Origin of the sequence: Winogradskyella sp. (assembly GCF_028289625.1) — a bacterium.
GTDB lineage: Bacteria > Bacteroidota > Bacteroidia > Flavobacteriales > Flavobacteriaceae > Winogradskyella.
In genome coordinates this window covers 86,538-106,112 of sequence record NZ_JANQOM010000013.1, presented here as the reverse complement: position 1 = coordinate 106,112, position 19,575 = coordinate 86,538, and the positions used below count along the sequence as shown (strand labels likewise).

Below are 19,575 nucleotides of genomic sequence, written 5' to 3'. Positions count from 1 at the left end.
TTCAATGGTGTCAAATTTTTAGTTTAACTCCCTTAATATCGAAGTTTAGTGAAAAAATAGAAAATCTTTACAAAGGTTTCATAATGAAATTGTTATGAGTTTATGTAGTGCCGCTTTTAAGATTTATACACTATATATCCCTTTGAAACCAATGCTGAAAATGTAAAACTACGCTACAACACAGTCTGTTTTTGCTTTAAACCATATAACAAAAAAACCCACTTATTTAAGTGGGTTTTGCGCTTGGTGTGGTGCCTCCAGGAATCGAACCAGGGACACAAGGATTTTCAGTCCTTTGCTCTACCAACTGAGCTAAGGCACCAGTTGCTTAATTAAGCGAAATTTTATACCAAAACAATACTATTGTAAAGGCGGATGCAAATATAAATTCATTTTTAGTATTACCAAAAAGAAATTTGTAAAAATTGATTTTATAAATTTGTACAATTCATTGATTTATGAACCTTATTGTTGACGTTGGAAATACCTATGTAAAGCTCGCTGTTTTTGAAAACGATAACCTTATTCATAAGGTAAGTTTTGAACTTAAAGCCTTTAAAGAGCACTATAAATTATTTAGGCAAGCGTTTCCCAAAATTAAGGCTGCAATCATTTCGTCCGTTGGACGATTAACCAAAAAGCAACTTGAAATTATTGAAGCCGATTTAGAAGTGCTAGAATTGAACCATAACGTTAAACTCCCATTTAAGAATCTATATAAAACACCAGAGACCTTGGGTGTAGATCGTATAGCGCTTGCAAGTGCTTCGGTCAGTCAATTTCCTAATTATAATGTATTGGTCATAGATGCTGGGACTTGCATTACCTATGATGTTATTACCGATAAAAATGAGTATCTGGGTGGGGCAATTTCTCCTGGCATACGATTACGCTATGAAGCCCTACATAATTTAACCGCAAACCTTCCGTTATTAGAAAAAGACCAACCAAAAACAATAATTGGCGATACAACAGAATCCTCTATCCATTCTGGTGTTGTCATAGGAGTTGTTAAAGAAATTGATGGTGTTATAGACCATTATGGAGCGAAACATCAAGATTTAACAGTTATTTTAACAGGTGGTGACGCCAAATTTTTGTCAAACCAATTAAAAAATAGCATATTTGCGAATTCAAATTTTCTGTTGGAAGGTTTGAATTTTATTCTGGAATTTAATTCAAAGTAATGGTAAGACAAATCATTGTAATTTGTATTGCAATATTTAGCCTTAGTGCGTTTTCTCAACAAGGAACTGCATCACCGTATTCTTTTTATGGTATAGGAAGTCTTAAATTTAGAGGCACTGTAGAAAACCGTTCCATGGGTGGTATAAGTGTTTATTTAGACAGTATACACGTTAATCTAAGAAATCCGGCTGCTTACGTTAGTAAAAATATTGAAGCTGATCCTTTTGATAATGAGAGTAGGCCCGTAAAATTTGCGGTTGCGGGTACCGCATCTACATCTACCTTAAAAAGTAGTTCTGCTGAGGCGGAAGCGAATAGTTCAACTTTTGATTACATAGCGTTATCAGTCCCTGTGGGGAGATTCGGATTCGGATTTGGTCTATTGCCCTTCACCTCCGTTGGTTACAGACTACAGAATGTTAATGATGATAACAATTTAGATAACAGATTTGAAGGCGAAGGTGGTGTTAATAAGGTCTTTGCCGGTTTTGGATATCAGATTACGGATAAACTGAGTTTTGGCGTTGATGTCAACTATAATTTTGGTAATATCCAAAATACCGCTATCGACATAGAATATACCTCAGAAGGTGATTTGGTACAATATCAAACATTAGAGGAAAGCCGGTCGGATTTAAGTGGGCTTAATTTAAATTTTGGTTTGGCATTTAAAACAATGCTTAATGATAAATTGGAATTATCACTAACAACGACGTACGCACCTAAAAGTAATCTATCTTCCAAAAACGAAAGGACGTTTTCGACCGTTATACTCGATGCGATTACTTTTGAGCCTACAGGATTGCCTTTCGGTACGATTGAGGGCGATTTAGAAGAACAAGGTTTAGAAAACACAGAATTAACATTGCCATCACGGTTGTCCTTTGGTGCTGGTATAGGAAAGCCAAAATCTTGGTTTGTCGGTGCAGAATACACGTTACAAACAACAAGTGATTTTTCAAATCCGGTGTTTGCAGATACCGGAACCCAATACGAAAATTCGTCTCAAATTTCTTTAGGTGGTTTTTATATTCCTAATTATAATGCCTTCTCAGGTTACTTTAAACGTGTGGTTTATAGGGCAGGATTTAACTATTCTAACACAGGTTTAGTAATAAATAATCAACAGATCAACGAGTTTGGCATATCTTTTGGATTGGGTTTACCAGTTGGAAACAGAAATTTATTTTCAAATGCTAATATTGGTATAGAATATGGACAACGTGGTACAACTAACGAAAACTTAATTCAAGAGAATTTCATAAACTTCAACTTAAGTTTATCTTTGAACTCTAGATGGTTTAGACAAAGAAAGTATAACTAACGATAATAAATTAAAAATGAAGACGAAAATAACACTATTATTGGCTGCTCTTTTTGTGAGTTTCAACTTTAGTTTTGCTCAACAAGACGAAGAGTGCATGAATAATTTATCAATTTTTGATAGTTATGTGAAGAGCAAAAAATATGATGATGCTTACGAACCTTGGAGTGTTGTTCGAAACAAATGTCCAAAATTCAACAGGGCTATTTATGCACATGGAGAAAAAATACTTTTACACAAGGTAGGGAATTCAACAGGAGCAGATCAGGTTGGGCATATCAACGATTTAATGGTGCTTTATGATCAAAGTAGAGAGCACTTTAAATCTAAATACGACCTTGGTGAAGTTTTAGTAGATAAAGCTAATCTAGCTTATAAATATCAAAAAGAGTTGGGTAAAACTGATGCACAGTTATATGATATGTTCGATGAAGCTTATACTAAAGATGCAAAGAATTTTACAAATGCTAAAGGGCTTTATACCTATTTTTCTTTGATAGTAGATTTGTTTGATGCAGGTCAAAAACCAGCACAAGCTATGTTTGATAAGTACGATGATGTTATTGAGGTGATTGAAAATATAGTCGGTGATAATACATTGAAATTAAATAAGCTCGTTGAAAAAGAAGAATCAGGGACGGCTTTATCAAAAAAGGAAGGGAAGTTAAAGGATTATTACGAAGCTAATATTAAGGCATTAGAAGAACAGGTTGTTCCAAGTATGGATAAGAAACTTGGTGATAGAGCAAACTGTGATGTTTTGGTGCCTTTATACGAGAGGGATTTTGAGAATAAGAAAACTGATGAAATTTGGTTGCAACGTGCCATGAACCGGATGTATGCCAAAGGGTGCAAGGAAGATCCTTTGTTCTTAAAATTAGTTGAGCAAAAAAATAGTATAAAACCTACAGCTGATACATCCTACTATTTATATCTCTTAACAGGAGAACAAAAGTATTTTGACCAGACCTTAGATTTAGAATCTGACCCTTTAAGAAAAGCAAAGCTATATAAAAAGTTAGCTAATGATTTAAAGTCTAAAGGTAGCTACGGGAGAGCCAGACAATACTATATGGAATCTATGAAGTTAAATCCTTCAGATGGCTCACCTTATTTGGCAATCGCTGCTATGTATGCAAAGAGTGCTAATAATTGTGGTAGTGATAATTTTAGTAAGCGAGCAGTTTTTTGGTTGGCAGCTACAGAAGCAGAAAAAGCAGGTAGAGTAGATGGGCGTTTAAGATCTGCAGCGTCTAAATCAGCAAAGAGTTATAGAGCTAGCGCACCTTCAAAATCAGATATTTTCACTAAAGGAAATTCTGGCGAGGTCATAAAGATAGGCTGTTGGATACAGCGTTCAGTAACGGTGCCAAAGATTTAATGAGACTAAGGCATTCATACAGTATATTTAACATAGTCACAGCATTTGTTGTGACTATGTTTTTTTCGTGTGAAAATGATTTTAGTGAAATCCAAAAAGTCGGAGTGCTCCAAAATCAGCCTATTGGGGAAGCAGAGCAAATCGATTTAAAATATACGGAGCTAGTTGAGGATTCCATTCACCTGAAAGCAAATCTCATTAGTCCAAAAATGTTGGACTACTCTAACCGGGATTTTTCATTTTCAGAATTTCCAGAAGGCATTCTATTAAAAGTTTACGACGATGATGGTAAAATAACGACCATTACATCGCGTTATGCTATTTTTTACCCGGATACGGATATTATAGATTTAAGGGGTGATGTTGTCATTACAACTCACAATGGCGAGGTTTTAGAGACTGATCAGTTGTATTATAATGAAAAATTAGAATGGGTGTTTACCAATCGACCTTGGGTGTTTAAAAGAGCCGCAGGCCCATTGCATGGTGTTGGTTTTGACTCAGATAAAGATTTCAAAGACTTCGAAATGTTAGAAATGGGTGGTGACTTCGAACTCGATAATTAACTATCTTTGTAGCATTAATACATTCATTTCTAGCTAATGAAAATCTTAAAATTCTTTCAGTACGCTTATATCGTCTTTGCAATTCTGTTTCTTTGGGATGCCATATCCAATTGGTCTCAAGATAGAAACAGGTCCTATATGTCTTTGTTCTTTGTAGCATTAGCCTTATTTATGTTCTTTTTTAGAAAGCGATTCGCCAAAAAGTTTCAGGATAGAAATAAAGAATAATTCATGGCTGTTGATATAGTCATTATTATTGTTACACTAATTCTTTCAGCCTTTTTTTCTGGGATGGAAATCGCCTACGTCTCTTCTAATAAAATCCATATAGAATTAGAAAAAAAGCAAGACAATTTTTTAGGTAGACTATTAACTAATTTAACAGCAAAGCCTTCCAAGTATATTGCTACTATGCTGATTGGAAATAACATTGCTTTAGTGATTTATGGTCTCACAATGGGAGATGTTTTGGTAAAATGGTTTCAATCTATATTGCCATCGGATAATGCGACACTGACTTATTTATTAACGGATTTTCAATTATTGACCAAAACAGTCATTTCGACTTTGGTAATACTTATTACAGCAGAATTTCTGCCCAAGGTGTTTTTTCAAATTTATGCAAACACCTTACTCAAAGTATTAGTACTTCCTACTTATATATTTTACCTAATATTTACTTGGATTTCGGATTTGGTGCTTTGGATTTCAGATACAGTATTAAAATATGTATTTAATGCCAAGGGTGAAGATGTGGCTTTAGCGATGACCAAAGTTGAACTTGGTAACTATATTAGTGAACAGATGGAATCTTTTGAAGACCATGAAGAGGTCGATAGTGAAATTCAAATATTTCAGAATGCACTAGAGTTTTCCGATGTAAAAGCAAGGGAGGTCATGGTGCCCAGAACCGAAATTACCGCAGTGGATATCTCTGAGTCCATAGAAAATCTAAGGCAATTGTTTATTGAAACAGGCCATACTAAAATTTTAGTATATAAAGATACTATTGATGATATTTTAGGCTACGTGCACGCTTTTGAGCTTTTCAAAAAACCAAAGACTATTAAGTCAATGATAATCCCAGTGAGCTTCGTGCCTGAAACAATTCTCATCAAAGATGTTCTTAATTTACTTACTAAAAAACGCCAGAGTATTGCAGTAGTCATTGACGAATATGGTGGTACGTCGGGCATCATGTCTGTTGAAGATATTATAGAAGAGCTTTTTGGTGAAATAGAAGATGAGCACGATTCACTCGATATGACAGAAGAACAAATCGATGAGAGCACCTATAGATTTTCTGCACGATTAGAAGTCGATTATATTAACGAAACCTACAAGTTAAATCTCCCAGAAAGCGAAGCCTATGAAACTTTGGGCGGATTGATTGTGAACAAAACCGAGGGCATTCCCGAAGAAAATGAAACGATTCAAATAGAGAATTTTAGGTTTACCATTGAGGAAGTGTCATCCACCAAAATAGATATTGTACAGCTCAAAATACTAGAGTTAGATTAACACTTAAATCGCTTATAAAAACTGGTTTTAGCCTTTTATAATTTACTAGAAAACACTATTTTCGCGAACTTATTTACATGAAATGATAGACTATGGCAATTTTAAATAAAATTAGACAACGTTCACTTATCCTAATATTGGTCATTGCACTGGCATTATTCGCTTTTGTAATTCAAGGTGTAATAGATAATCCAAATGCCTTTTCAGATACCCAAGGTGTAGTCGCTACAGTTAATGGCGAAGATATCGAAAGAAATGATTTTCAACAGAAAGTGAAGAACTATCAAGATAGAGCTGGAGGAAGAATTACTTCTACGCAAGCCATGAATGCAATTTACAATCAAGAGCTTCGTAAAATAATTATGGAGAACGAGTATGAAGCGTTAGGCTTATCGGTTGAGAAAGATGAAATGCGCGATTTACTTAAAAATAGTTTTCAGTCATATCCAGAATTTCAGGATGAAAATGGCACCTTTGACGTGAATCGTCTTAATGCTTTTATTGCGAATCTAAAAGACCTGAAGGGTGATACGGCACCTCTTGGTAATTTCTTGGTTAACTACGAAAGTTGGGCAAACAATGAACAAACTATTGCCTCCAATGCCATTCAGCAATCGTATTACAATTTGATTAGAGCAGGAATAGGAGCTACGATAGCAGAAGCAAAAGACGAGTATAATGCTGATGCTAAAAATGTAGATATTCGTTTTGTGCAAATACCTTATACAACTATTGCTGATAGCCTTGTAGAAGTGACAACATCTGACATTAAGGCTTATATGAAAGACCACGAAGATGATTTTAAAGCCGAAGCCAGTAGAGAAGTCATTTATGTAGAATTTAAGGAAGAAGCTTCGGTAGCAGATGAAGATGCTATAAAAGCTGATTTATTAAAGTTAAAAACAGATAGGGCAGAGTACAATGATAGTAGTGGAAATACGGATACTATTCCAGGCTTCGATACGGCGAAGGATATCGAGGAGTTTATCAATTCAAACTCGGATATCAATTACGATGATTCATTTTTAAGAGTAGCGCAATTACCTGCTGTAGCCAAAGATAGCTTGATGAAATTGAATGTTGGTCAGTATTATGGGCCATACAAAGATGGCGAGTTCTTCAAACTTTCTAAGATGATAGCTATTGAGCAGATGCCAGATACCGTTAATGTAAGACATATTTTAGTGCCATTTGTTGGAGGACAAAGAGCAGACGCCTCTGTCACTAAAACACCAGAAGAAGCTAAAAAGACAGCCGATAGTATTTTAGCAAAGATTAAGAGCGGAACTAAGTTCATGGATTTATTAGAGCTATCTTCGGATAAAGTCAGCAACGAAAATGATGGAGAAATCGAATTTGCCTATAATGCTGGAATGGCACCAGAATTTAAAGCGTTTTCTTTCGAAAATAAAGTAGGTGATGTTGATGTTGTCGGTACATCTTTTGGATACCATGTTATTGAGATTTTAGAACAAAAGAGTACCAATAATGCTTATAAAATAGGAACATTAGCTAGAAAGATAGAACCGTCTGACCAAACGCTACAAGATGTATTCAATAAGATGTCTAAGTTTGAAATAGCAGCAAAAGATGGTGATTTTCAAGAATTGGCTAAAGAACGTGAACTTATCGTAAAACCAATTACGTTTAAGGAACTGGATGAAAATATCCCAGGTTTAGGAAGTCAACGACAAGTAGTGCGTTGGGCATTTGAAGAAGGTACGGATATTGGTGATTACAAAAACTTTCCAATTTCAGGTTTTGGATTCATAGTCGCTAAATTGGTAGAAAAGAACGAAGAAGGCTTAATGAGTGTAGAGGATGCTTCCATTACAGCGTTACCAAAAATTAGAAAAGAAAAGAAAGCGAAAATGATTCGCGAAAAAATTACCGGAACTACTGTTGAAGAGATTGCAAAAAATCAAGGACAGGCTTCTAAAACGGCAGCAGCTTTAACATTAAAAAATACGACGCTAGCTGGTGCAGGTAATGAGCCAAAAGTAATTGGTGCGGCATTTGGTTTAGAGCAAGGTAAAACCTCTAAACCTATTGATGGTGAGAAGGGGGTTTATATTATAGAAGTTACTAAAGTTACGGATGCTACAGAACTAGATAATTATACATCTATTATGAATAGATTAAATACAACGCTTAGAAATTCTGTTCAAGGTAAAGTATACCAGGCTTTAGAAGAGGCTGCTGATATTGAAGATAACAGAGCCAAAACAGTTTATTAAGTTTAGCTCATAATGTCATAAAAGGCTGTACAATAATTGTAAAGCCTTTTTTTAGTTTAACACCATCTCTTTGTAAGGAATAATAGTTTCAAACCCTTTAGACTTAAAGTAATCTTTTGGGTTAACTTCTGAAGTAACCAAAACAAAATCGCCTCCCCAAGCTCCCAGACTTTTAATGGCTCCATCAAAGTCGCTAAACCATTTAGATTTTATGGTTGGTTGTTGTATTAAATCAGCAATCAGGTCTTCGTGCTTGGTAATCAGATCTACGAAATCTGAAATGGATGTACATCTTATGGTATGCTTTGTAATTTGATTAATCGCTTTAATTACGGAAACGCTGACCTTTCCGAGGGCTTTGTAGGCTTTAATACCATCACGGCTATTTTGTTTTTGGTTGAGGTAAACGAAATATAAATGCGATTTAAAAGAAGGATTAAAGGAAGCTTCTTCTATAATTCGTTTTCTTGGATTTATGAGTTGATAAGTTATAGGTGTGCCATTTTGAGCACAGGCAATATCGTAACCACTTCCTCCAAAAGTCTTAGCAAGTAGTTTATAGGCATCTATTTCAGCCCAATTTGCAATATTATTGATTAACGTAGATGAGGTGCCGAGTCCCCATTTTATGTTAAAGTCGAGATGAGTTGTAACTGTATAGCCTTGGTTTTGTCTTAAGAAATCAGGATTTAAAATTTGAGCCGATTTCAGAATTTGAATAAGTCGAGAAGAGACCGAGAAGTCTTTTTTTACAGTTTTTAGAAAATCCGGATTATTGATCTTAAAAGCATCTTCAAACCAAATCTCGCCCTTTTCGTTAAAACTTTTCCAGACAATGGTTTCGGTATTGTTTTCTTCAACCGTTAAGCTTTGACCATATTTAGTTGGAATGGCCAATGCTTTAGTACCATCTAGTACCACATATTCACCTGTGATTAGCAGTTTGCCATTGCTTCTGAAAGTTTTTTTTGATGTGTTGCCTTCAAGAGTACTTCGAGTTCCCTCTGTAACTGCCTTAGGCAACGTTATATCTGTTGAGGTTTTCCGTTTACTGGTGGCTGAGGTTCTCGAAGCCACCTTATCCCTATGAGCTAATGATAATTCAGGCAACTTATGTAAATTGTTATTTATCAGAGCCTCTTTCTTTGCTCTACTCCAACCTTGAATTTGTTTTTCCCTGTAAAAGGCATCATCAATTCTTTGGAATTTTTCAAGGTAGACTAAATGGACAGGAAGCCTTTTTTTTGTGTGATTAGCACCTCTACCATCATTATGTTCGTTAATGCGTTTCTCAATATCTAACGCACTACCGGTGTAATATGAGCCATCATTGCATTCTAATATGTAAACGTATCCTTTAGGCATAATTATTATTAGTGGTGACTTCGAGAGCCTCAGTCACCAACCTAACTAGTTTTTCTAAGTTTTTCAATAGCTTCCACAACTGCACTATGGGTGACCACATTAGTTTTAAAGTGTTCAATTAATGCCGTTTTTTCTTTAGGAGTTGCTTCAAATTGATTGAGAATATTCATCAAGTGCATTTTCATATGACCTTCTTGAATTCCTGTTGTGGTTAATGATTTTACAGCGGCAAAATTTTGAGCCAAACCAGCAACAGCCACGATTTGCATCAAATCTTTGGCCGATGGTTTCTCGAGCATTTCAAGAGAAAATTTAACCAATGGATGCAAACTGGTAAGACCACCAACAGTACCCAAAACTAAAGGAATCTCAATCCAGAATTTAAAAAGACCATCTTCAATAGAGCAATGGGTTAGACTAGAATATTTACCATGTCTTGAAGCATAGGCATGTACACCAGCTTCTACGGCTCTAAAATCATTTCCTGTAGCTAATACTACAGCATCAATGCCGTTCATTATACCTTTATTATGTGTTACAGCTCTGTAAGGTTCAACTTCAGCAATATTAACAGCTTGCTTAAATTTTTTAGCAAAGAGTTCTGGATTAGAAATGTCTTTACTTTTTAATTCAGAAATTGGGCAAGAGACTTCAGCCTTTACCAAACAATTAGGGACATAATTAGATAAAATACTCATCACAACCTCTAAATCGCCATCTAAGGTGTGCTTGGCTTTGTCTTTAAAGGTTTTCGCAAACGCTTCAAGGCACGAATTTATAAAATTGGCTCCCATGGCATCAAGCGTTTCAAATGTGACATGTAATTGATAGTAATCGCCTAAATCCTGGGACTTGTTTCTTAACTCAATATCTAGTATACCACCACCTCTGCGTTCCATATTTTTAGTAATATCGGAAGTGGCTGAAAATAATCTAGGTTTAACACTTTCAAAAAAAGAATGAAGTTCATCAAAGTCGCCACTATAAGTAAAATGAACCTGACCAATTTTTTCGGTTGAAATCACTTTAGCTTTAAAACCACCACGATCCAACCAAAACTTAGCCGCTTTGCTTGCAGCAGCTACTACAGAGCTTTCTTCTATAGCCATTGGAATCGTAAAAAGCTTATCATTTATCTTGAAGTTAGGCGCTACACCCAAGGGTAAATAGAAGTTGGTAATTGTGTTTTCTATAAACTCATCATGCAACTTTTGAAGCTTCTCGTCCGTATTCCAATACTGCTTTACTAGAGTTCTGGCAGCTTCTTTATCAGAAAAATAAGTATCTAAAAGCCATTGGATTTTTTCGGATTTTGAAAGTTTAGAAAAGCCAGAAATAGCATGTGGCATAATGTCATAGGTTTAAAAAAGCAAAGATACTTAGGAATGGCATAAAATATGTCCTTAAACTCGTATTATTGCCGATTTACTGTTAATAATAGCTATTTTTTGCATAATTTTTAGTAAACTTGGCATTGCTTTATCAAACTATGAAAGACGTAAAAATGAGATTCTTCATTGCAATTATTGGTTTCTTAACCACTTCTTTAATTTATTGCCAAGACAAACAAATATCACTCGAGGAAATTTGGAGTGGAGCCTTTAGAACCGAAGGGATGCAGGCCTTACACTCTATGAAAAACGGAAAACAGTATTCGGTCTTAAATTTTGATAGGGCGAATAGAGCATCTACCCTTGATATTTATGATTACAAAACTTTAGAGAAAGTAAAAACCTTGGTCTCCTCTGCTGATATAGCAGAAATTCAAGGTTTTTTTGATTATACCTTTAGTGAAGATGAATCTAAAGTTATATTAACAACAAATGAAGTGCCAGTTTACAGACGCTCAAGGCTTGGTGAGTATTTTGTTTACGATATAAACAGCAAAAAAATAACTAAAGTTTCAGATGAATTGGTTCAAGAGCCAACCCTCTCACCAGATGGTACCAAAATCGCTTATGGTTTTGAAAACAATCTCTATGTAAAGAATCTAAGTTCAGGTGAAGTAAAACAGATTACTTTTGATGGTGAAAAAAATAAAATTATCAATGGTATAACCGATTGGGTTTACGAGGAAGAGTTCAGTTTTGTTAAGGCCTTCGATTGGAATGCCGATAGCAATTTAATTGCTTTTATCCGTTTTGATGAAACCAATGTTCCAGAATTTTCAATGGACGTGTTCGGTTCTGGGTTATACCAAACACAGCAAGTGTTTAAATATCCTAAAGCTGGTGAAGAAAATTCGAAGGTGTCGCTGCATTTATTCGATTTAAACTCTGGAAAACTCCAAGAAATAAAGGTGAATAAGGACTATAATGATTTTTATATTCCAAGAATTCAATGGACCAATGACGCAGATGTGCTGAGCGCCCAATATATGAATCGTCATCAGAATGAATTGGATCTTTGGATGATTAATACGACATCCATGACTTCAGATTTGGTTTTGGAAGAAACGGATAAGGCGTATATTGATGTCACATTCGACTTAACGTTTTTAAAGGACAATAGCTTTATTTGGACGAGCGAAAATGATGGATTTAATCATATTTATCATTATTCAAAGGATGGTGAACTCATTAATCAAGTGACCAATGGTGATTGGGAGGTGACCAATTATTATGGCTTTAATGAAAAAGAGAATACCATTTATTACCAATCCGTAGAAAATGGTTCGATTAATAGAGATGTGTATTCCATTAAGTTAAATGGCAAGAATAAAAAAAGATTATCAAAAACAGATGGTACAAATAGTGCTTCATTTAGTGCGGATTTCACCTATTTTATAAATACACATTCTAGTGCCACAACACCTCCTGAATATACCTTAAATAGTGCCAAAAATGGAAATCTCATAAAAGGTATTAAGGATAATAACAGGCTGGCTCAAAAGGTGGGGAACTATATGACCTCTAAAAAAGAGTTTAGTACGATTAATGTCAATGGCATTGATTTGAATATGTGGATGATTAAGCCAGCGGATTTTGACGAAGGTAAACAGTATCCACTATTCATGTACCAGTATTCTGGACCAGGATCTCAATCTGTAGCTAATCGTTGGAACGGAACCAATGATTATTGGTATCAAATGTTAGCACAACAAGGTTACATTGTTGTATGTATCGATGGAAGGGGAACAGGCTACAAAGGTGCAGAATTCAAAAAAGTGACTCAAAATGAACTAGGAAAATACGAAGTAGAAGACCAAATAGCAGCAGCTAAAAAATTAGGGGATTTACCTTATATAGATGAAACACGCATTGGAATTTGGGGTTGGAGTTATGGTGGTTTTATGAGTAGTAATGCCTTATTTAAAGGCAACGACGTATTTAAAATGGCTATTGCAGTGGCTCCTGTTACCAGTTGGAGATTTTATGATACGATTTACACGGAGCGTTACATGACAACTCCCCAAGAAAATCCAAGTGGATATGACGAAAATTCACCAATAAACCATGTCGATAAATTAAAAGGGGATTTCTTATTGGTTCATGGGTCAGGTGACGATAATGTGCATTTGCAAAATACCATGCGTATGGTTGAAGCCTTGGTGCAAGCGGATAAGCAATTTGAATGGATGATTTATCCTGATAAAAACCATGGCATCTATGGTGGAAATACAAGATTGCACTTGTATAAGAAAATGACCAATTTCATAAATAGAACCCTTGGCGATAAGATTAAGGAAGATAAAAAAGAAGAAAAAGAAGCTTCTAAGATTAAAGGTTAAAAATAACTAACTAAATTATAATTATGAGTGAATTATCAGTTAAAGACAGAACTTTTTTAGGGCATCCGATAGGATTGTTTGTTTTATTTTTTGCAGAGATGTGGGAGCGTTTCTGTTATTATGGAATGCGTGGACTCCTCGTTCTATTCATTACAAAAGCTCTTTTCGAAGGAGATGCTAAAGCATTTGCAATTTATGGTGCTTATACAGGTCTGGTTTATATGGCACCAGTTCTAGGAGGATGGGTTGCCGATAAGATATTAGGCTACAAATATGCTGTTATTTTCGGTGGTATCTTGATGGCAATTGGAGAATTCTTGATTCTGGGAGGTAATCTGCAATGGCTGTATATAGGTATGGCGGTAATAATAGTAGGAAATGGATATTTTAAAGCAAATATTTCCAGCATAGTCGGTAAGCTATATGACGACCAAGATGTGCGTAAAGATTCTGGATTTACAATATTTTATATCGGTATTAACTTAGGTGCTCTTCTTGCGACATTGGTAGCTGTATGGGTTGGCGAAACTTATGGATTTAAATACGGATTTGCTTTAGCAGGAGTAGGTATGTTACTTGGTCTCGTGATTTTTATTGGTGGTCAAAAGTATTTTGATTATGCAGCTATGCCCCCAAATCCAGAGGATTTACATAAGAAGGTTTTTGGGCCATTAACTAAGCTTCATGTCACGATTTTATTGTCGTTATTACTTTTTCCGTTATTATACTTATTACTTCAAAACAATAGCTGGGTGGGTTACCTTTTGATAGCTGTGGCAGCATATGTTATTTTCATCTTATTAAAGGCTGGTTTTGAGAGCGGCAAGGTACTAACCCATAGAATGATAATTTTTATAATTCTATGCTTATTGAATATTATTTTTTGGTCCTTATTTGAACAGGCTGGTTCATCTTTAACCTTATTTGCGGATAGGAATGTAAATAGGGAAGGGTTTTTAGGATTTTGGGATATGACTGCTGGGCAGACCCAATTTTTTAATCCATTTTTCATATTAGTTATGGGTACTATTTTTACATGGATGTGGATGAAGTTAGATGCCTTGAAAATGAATCCAAACATTCCTGCTAAATTTGGAATAGGGATTATGCTCGTTGGTGTCGGGTTTTTGGTAACCATTCTGGGTAAAGAAGCAGCGCAAAATTATTTAGTCCCAATGTGGACAATCGTTGGGTTATACTTTTTTCATACAGTTGGTGAGTTATTTCTTTCACCAATCGGATTGTCTATGGTAACAAAATTAGCACCGCCAAAAATGACAGGTACATTGATGGGAGCTTGGTTTTTATCCTTTGCAGGGTCAAATTATGTTGCGGGTAGCGTTTTAGCACCCTTAACAGGAACCGGTGGCGAGTCTGGTGAGGCAGAAGTTACTTTGACGATTTCGGAAAGTTTAGATTTATACGTAGACGTTTTCACTCAATTTGGATACATTGCTTTGGTATGTGGAGGGGTTATCGTATTGTTATCTCCGCTTTTAAATAAGCTGATGCATGGCATTAAGTAATTACTATGATTAGTTAAAAATAATTGAAAATGCTCTGTAATAGGAGCATTTTTTGTAAGTTCGACATTATATTTGCAACAAATCTGACATGAAAAAAATAAAAATAGTTATCGCTTTTATCACTTTTGGGACATTGATATCGTTCCAAAATCCTGATGAAGCATTCGAAAAAGAAATTAATTGGGTTACGATTGAAGAGGCTATTGAGCTTCAGAAAAACACACCTAAGAAGATTATTATGGATGCTTATACCAGTTGGTGCGGACCATGTAAAATGCTCGATAAGCATACCTTTCATAATCCAGACGTGGTCGATTATATTAACGAGCACTTTTATGCCGTTAAATTTAACGCTGAAGGGAATGATGTCGTCAACTATAAAGATCAAACTTTCGGCAATCCGGGCTATGATCCTGCAAAGGCAAAACGACGTAACAGTGCCCATGAGTTCACGAGATACCTTAGGGTAAGTGCCTATCCTACAATGGTGTTTTTTGACGAAGATGCTAATTTTATTGCACCTATCTCCGGTTATTTAAAGCCACAACAAATCGAGTTATATTTAAAGCTATTTAAGACCGATAAATACAAGGAGATGGATACCCAAGAAAAGTTTAACGAATACTATAAATCCTTTAAACCTACATTCAAGGAATAAAAACATTAATCTAACATAAAGGCTCCCTTTTCATTGGTGTAATGGAAAGGGATTTTTTTATGCCTACAAGTGAGTTTCCAACGTTTTACATAGGTCTTGAAATTACTTGCGTCTGCTATGATTATTTTTGGGTTTAGACTGTCGATTAAACGGTTAAGGTTAATTCTAGGAGAATTATGGAGTAAAATATAATCAGGTTTAAAACTTAGCCCTTTGTAAGCCCCAGAGCTGTCGATAGCTAGAATAGTCTCACCATTAAATTGATAAACATATTCTAAACGGTCTACTATAACCTCATTAATCCTTTCACCCACTTTATAATTTCTAATGATATGGTCTGTAACTTGTTTTAAACTATCTAAATTATGATGTACAGTCAGTTTATGTTTGTGCTTAAAACCAATCATAGTGTAGCGACTTTTATTAAAAATAATAAAAGCATCATTCTGTTTTTTGAAATTGTTATAAATAAAAGTGCATTGAAAACCAATGATTCCAATTAGACAAATCGATACCCACTTAAAGGCTTTTGTTTTATATGCTTGAAGAAAGGTGATAACAATAGCATAAGAACATATAACCTGAATTAAGCTGAATGGGATATCTCGAAACAAAAAATCCTCAAACTGGGCTACCCATGCAATAAACCCATTTAAGCTATCAATTATAAAGCTGTAAATATTTACAACCGTAGGATGAAGTGTATTCGAAAGTGCTAAAACAATTACAATTAACCCGAAACCAAGAATTAAACCTAGGAAAGGAATCACTACTAAATTTGAGATGAAAAACAATCCGGGAAATTGGTGAAAGTAGAAAAGACTAATTGGAGCAACTCCTATTTGGGCTGCCAATGTTACAGTAAGGATTTGCCATGGTTTATCTAATATCCAATATTTTGGTTGCCAGAGCTTATAAAATATAGGTTGGAAACTCACAATGCCCAACACTGCTAAATAACTCATTTGAAAACCAACTTCAAATAAAAAAGTAGGCTTAATAAGCAGTATAAAGAAAGCTGATATTGCTAAAGTGTTGTAAATATTGGCTGGTCGCTTTAAATGCATAGCAACACTTATGATACTAAACATGGTGACCGCTCTCGTTACTGATGGTGATAGACCAGCAATAATTGCAAACAACCAAAGTAGTATAACTATAATTAATGGCCTTAATATGTTTCCATATTTAAAATAGAGTAAGGGCTTTAAAAGAAAATTGAGAATCAGTAATATAATACCAACATGCAAACCAGATACAGCCAATATGTGAATAGTTCCTGAATTAACATAGTTATTGTAAATGGTTTTGTCTATAGTCTGTCGTTGCCCTAAAAGCAAAGCATTGATTATACCTAAAACATCATCCTTAAAACCTGCTTTAATTAGCTTTTGATTTATTTCAGTTCTTAATTTATCCGCATAACCATAAATAGTTGTAGGCTCATCAGATAGTTGCAGTAGGTCTTTTGAATCTAAATAGAGCTGATGATAAACCTGCTTCAGTTCTAAATAGGCACTATAATCAAATTGATAAGGGTTTAAGGGTTTTTGAATACTTTGCAATTCTACAGATGTAAATAGTATTGCATCTACGGGAAGTTTATGACCCAAAGAATCGTGTTTAACATTAATTAGAAGCTTTCCAGAAACATTTTTTTTGTTTATAGACAGCAAAGAAACAATGTACTTGTCATTATAAATGTCTGACTTTAAACGTTCTTTTATTTTGAAAGTTACGGATTTAAGAGATGTGTTAAGCTTGGTATTGGTATAATGTTGTGGTTGTAATTTTTCATTATGAATATTGTATGTATTGATTCCAACAGCAATCATCGATAGGTAGGCTAGTAATGAAAAGTAAGGTGTACGATCTATCTTTCGTCTATGAGCTAGCCATAATATACTGACTATAGTGATTAATCCAATTGTGCAATTGAGCGAAATATAGTGATTTGGCTTAAAATAATGAGCAATTACAATGCCGATGACTAGACAGATTGTGAGTTTTATAACAATGAAATTCAGTAACTTCATGGAACAAGTATGAACTTTCATCATTTAAAACTGAAAAACAGAACTCAAAGATTTTAAACAGATGAAAATGAGTTACTAAATATAAAAAAAAGAAATTTAATATAGGAAAAAGATTACAAAATACGTCTCGCCTGTACAAAAGCAAAATACCAGTACCTTTCGGCTAAAGAAGAAATCATAACACCTTTACTGGTAGAAGCATGGATAAATTCCACATTCCCTGCGCGTACATTAGTCACAATACCTACATGATTGACTTTTCGGCTATTTTTTTTTGTGGCAAAGAAGACCAAATCACCAACATTAACCTCCTTAAGATCTATCCAATTCCCATAACTAGATAAATCTTTTGTGGTTCTAGGTACAGCAATATCATTGTCTGTAAAAGACGTATAAACCAACCCAGAGCAATCCATACCACGTTTCGTGGTGCCACCATACTTATAACGCGTACCATTGAATTTTTTTGCAGTCTTAACAATAGATGTCGCTTCTTCTGAAGGTTTAGTGCTTGTATTGACTTTTACAGTATGGGTCTCACTTTTTTTAGTAGGATAGTTTTTTTTTGATTTGCAACTATAGACAATTAAGATTAAGAGTAGGGCGAAAAATATTTTTTTCATAGTAGGTTTAGTTCTCAGAATTATTTGTTGACTCATAAATCAACTTTGCGGCATTTTCGCTAGCACCTTTACCTCCTAGTTTTTCTTCCAATTCATAATAATCCAAAAAGAGTTGCTCGCGTTTATCCGTGTCTAAAATTGCCATAAGTTCTCTTTTTAGTTGTTTTTTGTTAAGGTCACCTTGTATAAGTTCGGTAACAACTTCGCGATCCATTATGAGGTTAACTAAAGAAATAAATTTTAAAGTAATAATCCGTTTGGCAATATGGTAAGAAATTGCATTGGCTTTATAACAAACCACTTGTGGTACTTTATACAAAGCAGTCTCTAAAGTTGCAGTACCAGAAGTAACTAGAGCAGCATTAGAGATACTGAGCAAATCATAGGTTTTGTTAGAAATAAAACTCACATTATCCTGCTTTATAAAAGGCTTGTAAAAATCAAAATCCTGACTTGGGGCACCAGCAATAACAAATTGATAATCTTCAAAATCGTCAACCAAACTTAGCATAATACTCAGCATTTTGGAGATTTCCTGCTTGCGGCTACCCGGTAATAAAGCTATAATAGGTTTTGCTCCAAGTTGATGCGCTTGCCTAAATTCATTCTCGTCAATTTGTGGACGATCAGCGATAGCATCGATTAAAGGGTGACCTACAAAATGAACATCATAGCCATATTTTTTATAGAATGCCTTTTCAAATGGAAGGATGCAGTACATGGCATCGATGTCGCGTTTTATTTTTTCAATACGACTAGCCCTGGACGCCCAGACTTGCGGTGAGATGTAATAATGCGTTTTAAAATGATGAGCCTTTGCCCATTTGGCTATTCTTAAATTAAAGCCAGAATTATCAATGAAAATAATAATATCTGGCTGAAAGTCCTCAATATCTTTTTTGCAGAATTTAATGTGGCCAGAAATCTTTCTGAGATTAAAAATGACTTCAGTAAACCCCATGAACTGACGTTCTTTATAATGCATTACCAATTCTCCTCCAGCAGCCTGCATTAAGTCTCCTCCCCAAAATCTAATATGAGCTTTAGCATCCAACTTTATTAAAGCCTTCATAAGGTTTGAACCATGCAAATCGCCCGAAGCTTCTCCAGCAATGATATAATACTTCATTTAGTTGAAAAATTTAATGACCATCGTCGCAATAAAAACCAATAAAGTTGCTATCAGAACACCTTTTGCTCTATCATCTTGATTCTTTTTCAGAAATAGAAAAAATGCACCAAGATTTAATAGTGCGCCTATACTCATAAGTTTAGTTAAAAAACCTTCATTAATAGCTTGCTGTACCACTTCGCGCCAATCATCAGATTTGCCAAAAATCTGAATCGCAAAAACCAAACCAAAAACAGTTGCAATTAAGCCAACAATAAAACCAATTAAAACCTCTTTTCTCATGTATAT

At 34.9% G+C, this 19,575-nt stretch carries 16 protein-coding genes and 1 tRNA gene; 10 read left to right on the top strand and 7 right to left on the bottom strand.

Annotated elements, in window-relative coordinates:
- Window positions 1-249: 249 nt before the first annotated feature.
- Window positions 250-322, bottom strand: a tRNA-Phe gene (locus tag Q0992_RS02620).
- Window positions 323-458: 136 nt separating this feature from the next.
- On the opposite strand from Q0992_RS02620, the gene Q0992_RS02615 reads away from it, so the two are divergent.
- The 7 genes from Q0992_RS02615 to Q0992_RS02585 all read left to right on the top strand — a co-directional run bounded on the left by Q0992_RS02615 (window position 459) and on the right by Q0992_RS02585 (window position 8,217).
- Window positions 459-1,187 carry a type III pantothenate kinase gene (locus Q0992_RS02615; RefSeq protein ID WP_299520074.1) on the top strand — a complete coding sequence of 243 codons (729 nt, stop codon included), beginning with the start codon at window positions 459-461 and terminating at the stop codon, window positions 1,185-1,187.
- Entirely contained in the window at window positions 1,187-2,512 is a 1,326-nt protein-coding gene (locus Q0992_RS02610) for a hypothetical protein (protein WP_299520072.1), read from the top strand. Before Q0992_RS02615 ends, Q0992_RS02610 begins: the two co-directional genes overlap by 1 nt.
- A 16-nt stretch (window positions 2,513-2,528) precedes the next feature.
- Entirely contained in the window at window positions 2,529-3,893 is a 1,365-nt protein-coding gene (locus Q0992_RS02605) for a hypothetical protein (protein WP_299520070.1), read from the top strand.
- On the top strand, window positions 3,857-4,459 hold the full coding sequence (gene lptC / locus Q0992_RS02600; RefSeq protein WP_299520068.1) for an LPS export ABC transporter periplasmic protein LptC: 603 nt from the start codon (window positions 3,857-3,859) through the stop codon (window positions 4,457-4,459). The genes Q0992_RS02605 and lptC overlap by 37 nt, the downstream gene beginning before the upstream one ends.
- A 36-nt stretch (window positions 4,460-4,495) precedes the next feature.
- Window positions 4,496-4,687: a hypothetical protein gene (locus Q0992_RS02595; RefSeq protein ID WP_299520066.1), complete on the top strand. Its 192-nt coding sequence runs from the start codon at window positions 4,496-4,498 to the stop codon at window positions 4,685-4,687.
- Window positions 4,688-4,690: 3 nt separating this feature from the next.
- Window positions 4,691-5,980, top strand: a complete 1,290-nt coding sequence (locus Q0992_RS02590) for a hemolysin family protein (RefSeq protein ID WP_299520064.1) — start codon at window positions 4,691-4,693, stop codon at window positions 5,978-5,980.
- A gap of 92 nt (window positions 5,981-6,072) precedes the next feature.
- On the top strand, window positions 6,073-8,217 hold the full coding sequence (locus tag Q0992_RS02585; protein ID WP_299520062.1) for a SurA N-terminal domain-containing protein: 2,145 nt from the start codon (window positions 6,073-6,075) through the stop codon (window positions 8,215-8,217).
- A gap of 51 nt (window positions 8,218-8,268) precedes the next feature.
- Here the strand turns inward: Q0992_RS02585 and Q0992_RS02580 are convergent, their stop codons facing one another.
- Together Q0992_RS02580 and Q0992_RS02570 are read right to left on the bottom strand one after the other, a co-directional pair.
- On the bottom strand, window positions 8,269-9,582 hold the full coding sequence (locus Q0992_RS02580; RefSeq protein ID WP_367277933.1) for a GYDIA family GHMP kinase: 1,314 nt from the start codon (window positions 9,580-9,582) through the stop codon (window positions 8,269-8,271).
- 41 nt (window positions 9,583-9,623) lie between these two features.
- On the bottom strand, window positions 9,624-10,931 hold the full coding sequence (locus tag Q0992_RS02570; protein WP_299520060.1) for a hydroxymethylglutaryl-CoA reductase, degradative: 1,308 nt from the start codon (window positions 10,929-10,931) through the stop codon (window positions 9,624-9,626).
- 155 nt (window positions 10,932-11,086) lie between these two features.
- Between Q0992_RS02570 and Q0992_RS02565 the strand changes: the two genes are divergently transcribed.
- The 3 genes from Q0992_RS02565 (at window position 11,087) to Q0992_RS02555 (ending at window position 15,496) form a co-directional block, all read left to right on the top strand.
- Window positions 11,087-13,312 (top strand): S9 family peptidase, encoded by a 2,226-nt coding sequence (locus tag Q0992_RS02565; protein ID WP_299520260.1) that lies wholly within the window; start codon window positions 11,087-11,089, stop codon window positions 13,310-13,312.
- 23 nt (window positions 13,313-13,335) lie between these two features.
- On the top strand, window positions 13,336-14,838 hold the full coding sequence (locus Q0992_RS02560) for a peptide MFS transporter (protein WP_299520057.1): 1,503 nt from the start codon (window positions 13,336-13,338) through the stop codon (window positions 14,836-14,838).
- Between the two features lie 88 nt (window positions 14,839-14,926).
- Entirely contained in the window at window positions 14,927-15,496 is a 570-nt protein-coding gene (locus Q0992_RS02555; protein ID WP_299520055.1) for a thioredoxin fold domain-containing protein, read from the top strand.
- Window positions 15,497-15,501: 5 nt separating this feature from the next.
- On the opposite strand, the gene Q0992_RS02550 is transcribed toward Q0992_RS02555, so the two are convergent.
- From Q0992_RS02550 to Q0992_RS02535, 4 genes are all read right to left on the bottom strand, one after another.
- Entirely contained in the window at window positions 15,502-17,532 is a 2,031-nt protein-coding gene (locus tag Q0992_RS02550) for a ComEC/Rec2 family competence protein (protein WP_299520053.1), read from the bottom strand.
- Window positions 17,533-17,645: 113 nt separating this feature from the next.
- Window positions 17,646-18,155 (bottom strand): C40 family peptidase, encoded by a 510-nt coding sequence (locus tag Q0992_RS02545; RefSeq protein WP_299520052.1) that lies wholly within the window; start codon window positions 18,153-18,155, stop codon window positions 17,646-17,648.
- A gap of 7 nt (window positions 18,156-18,162) precedes the next feature.
- Window positions 18,163-19,284: a lipid-A-disaccharide synthase gene (gene lpxB / locus Q0992_RS02540; RefSeq protein ID WP_299520051.1), complete on the bottom strand. Its 1,122-nt coding sequence runs from the start codon at window positions 19,282-19,284 to the stop codon at window positions 18,163-18,165.
- Window positions 19,285-19,569, bottom strand: coding sequence for a hypothetical protein (locus tag Q0992_RS02535; RefSeq protein WP_299520050.1), 285 nt, complete (start codon window positions 19,567-19,569; stop codon window positions 19,285-19,287). It lies immediately after the preceding gene.
- Window positions 19,570-19,575 lie beyond the last annotated feature (6 nt).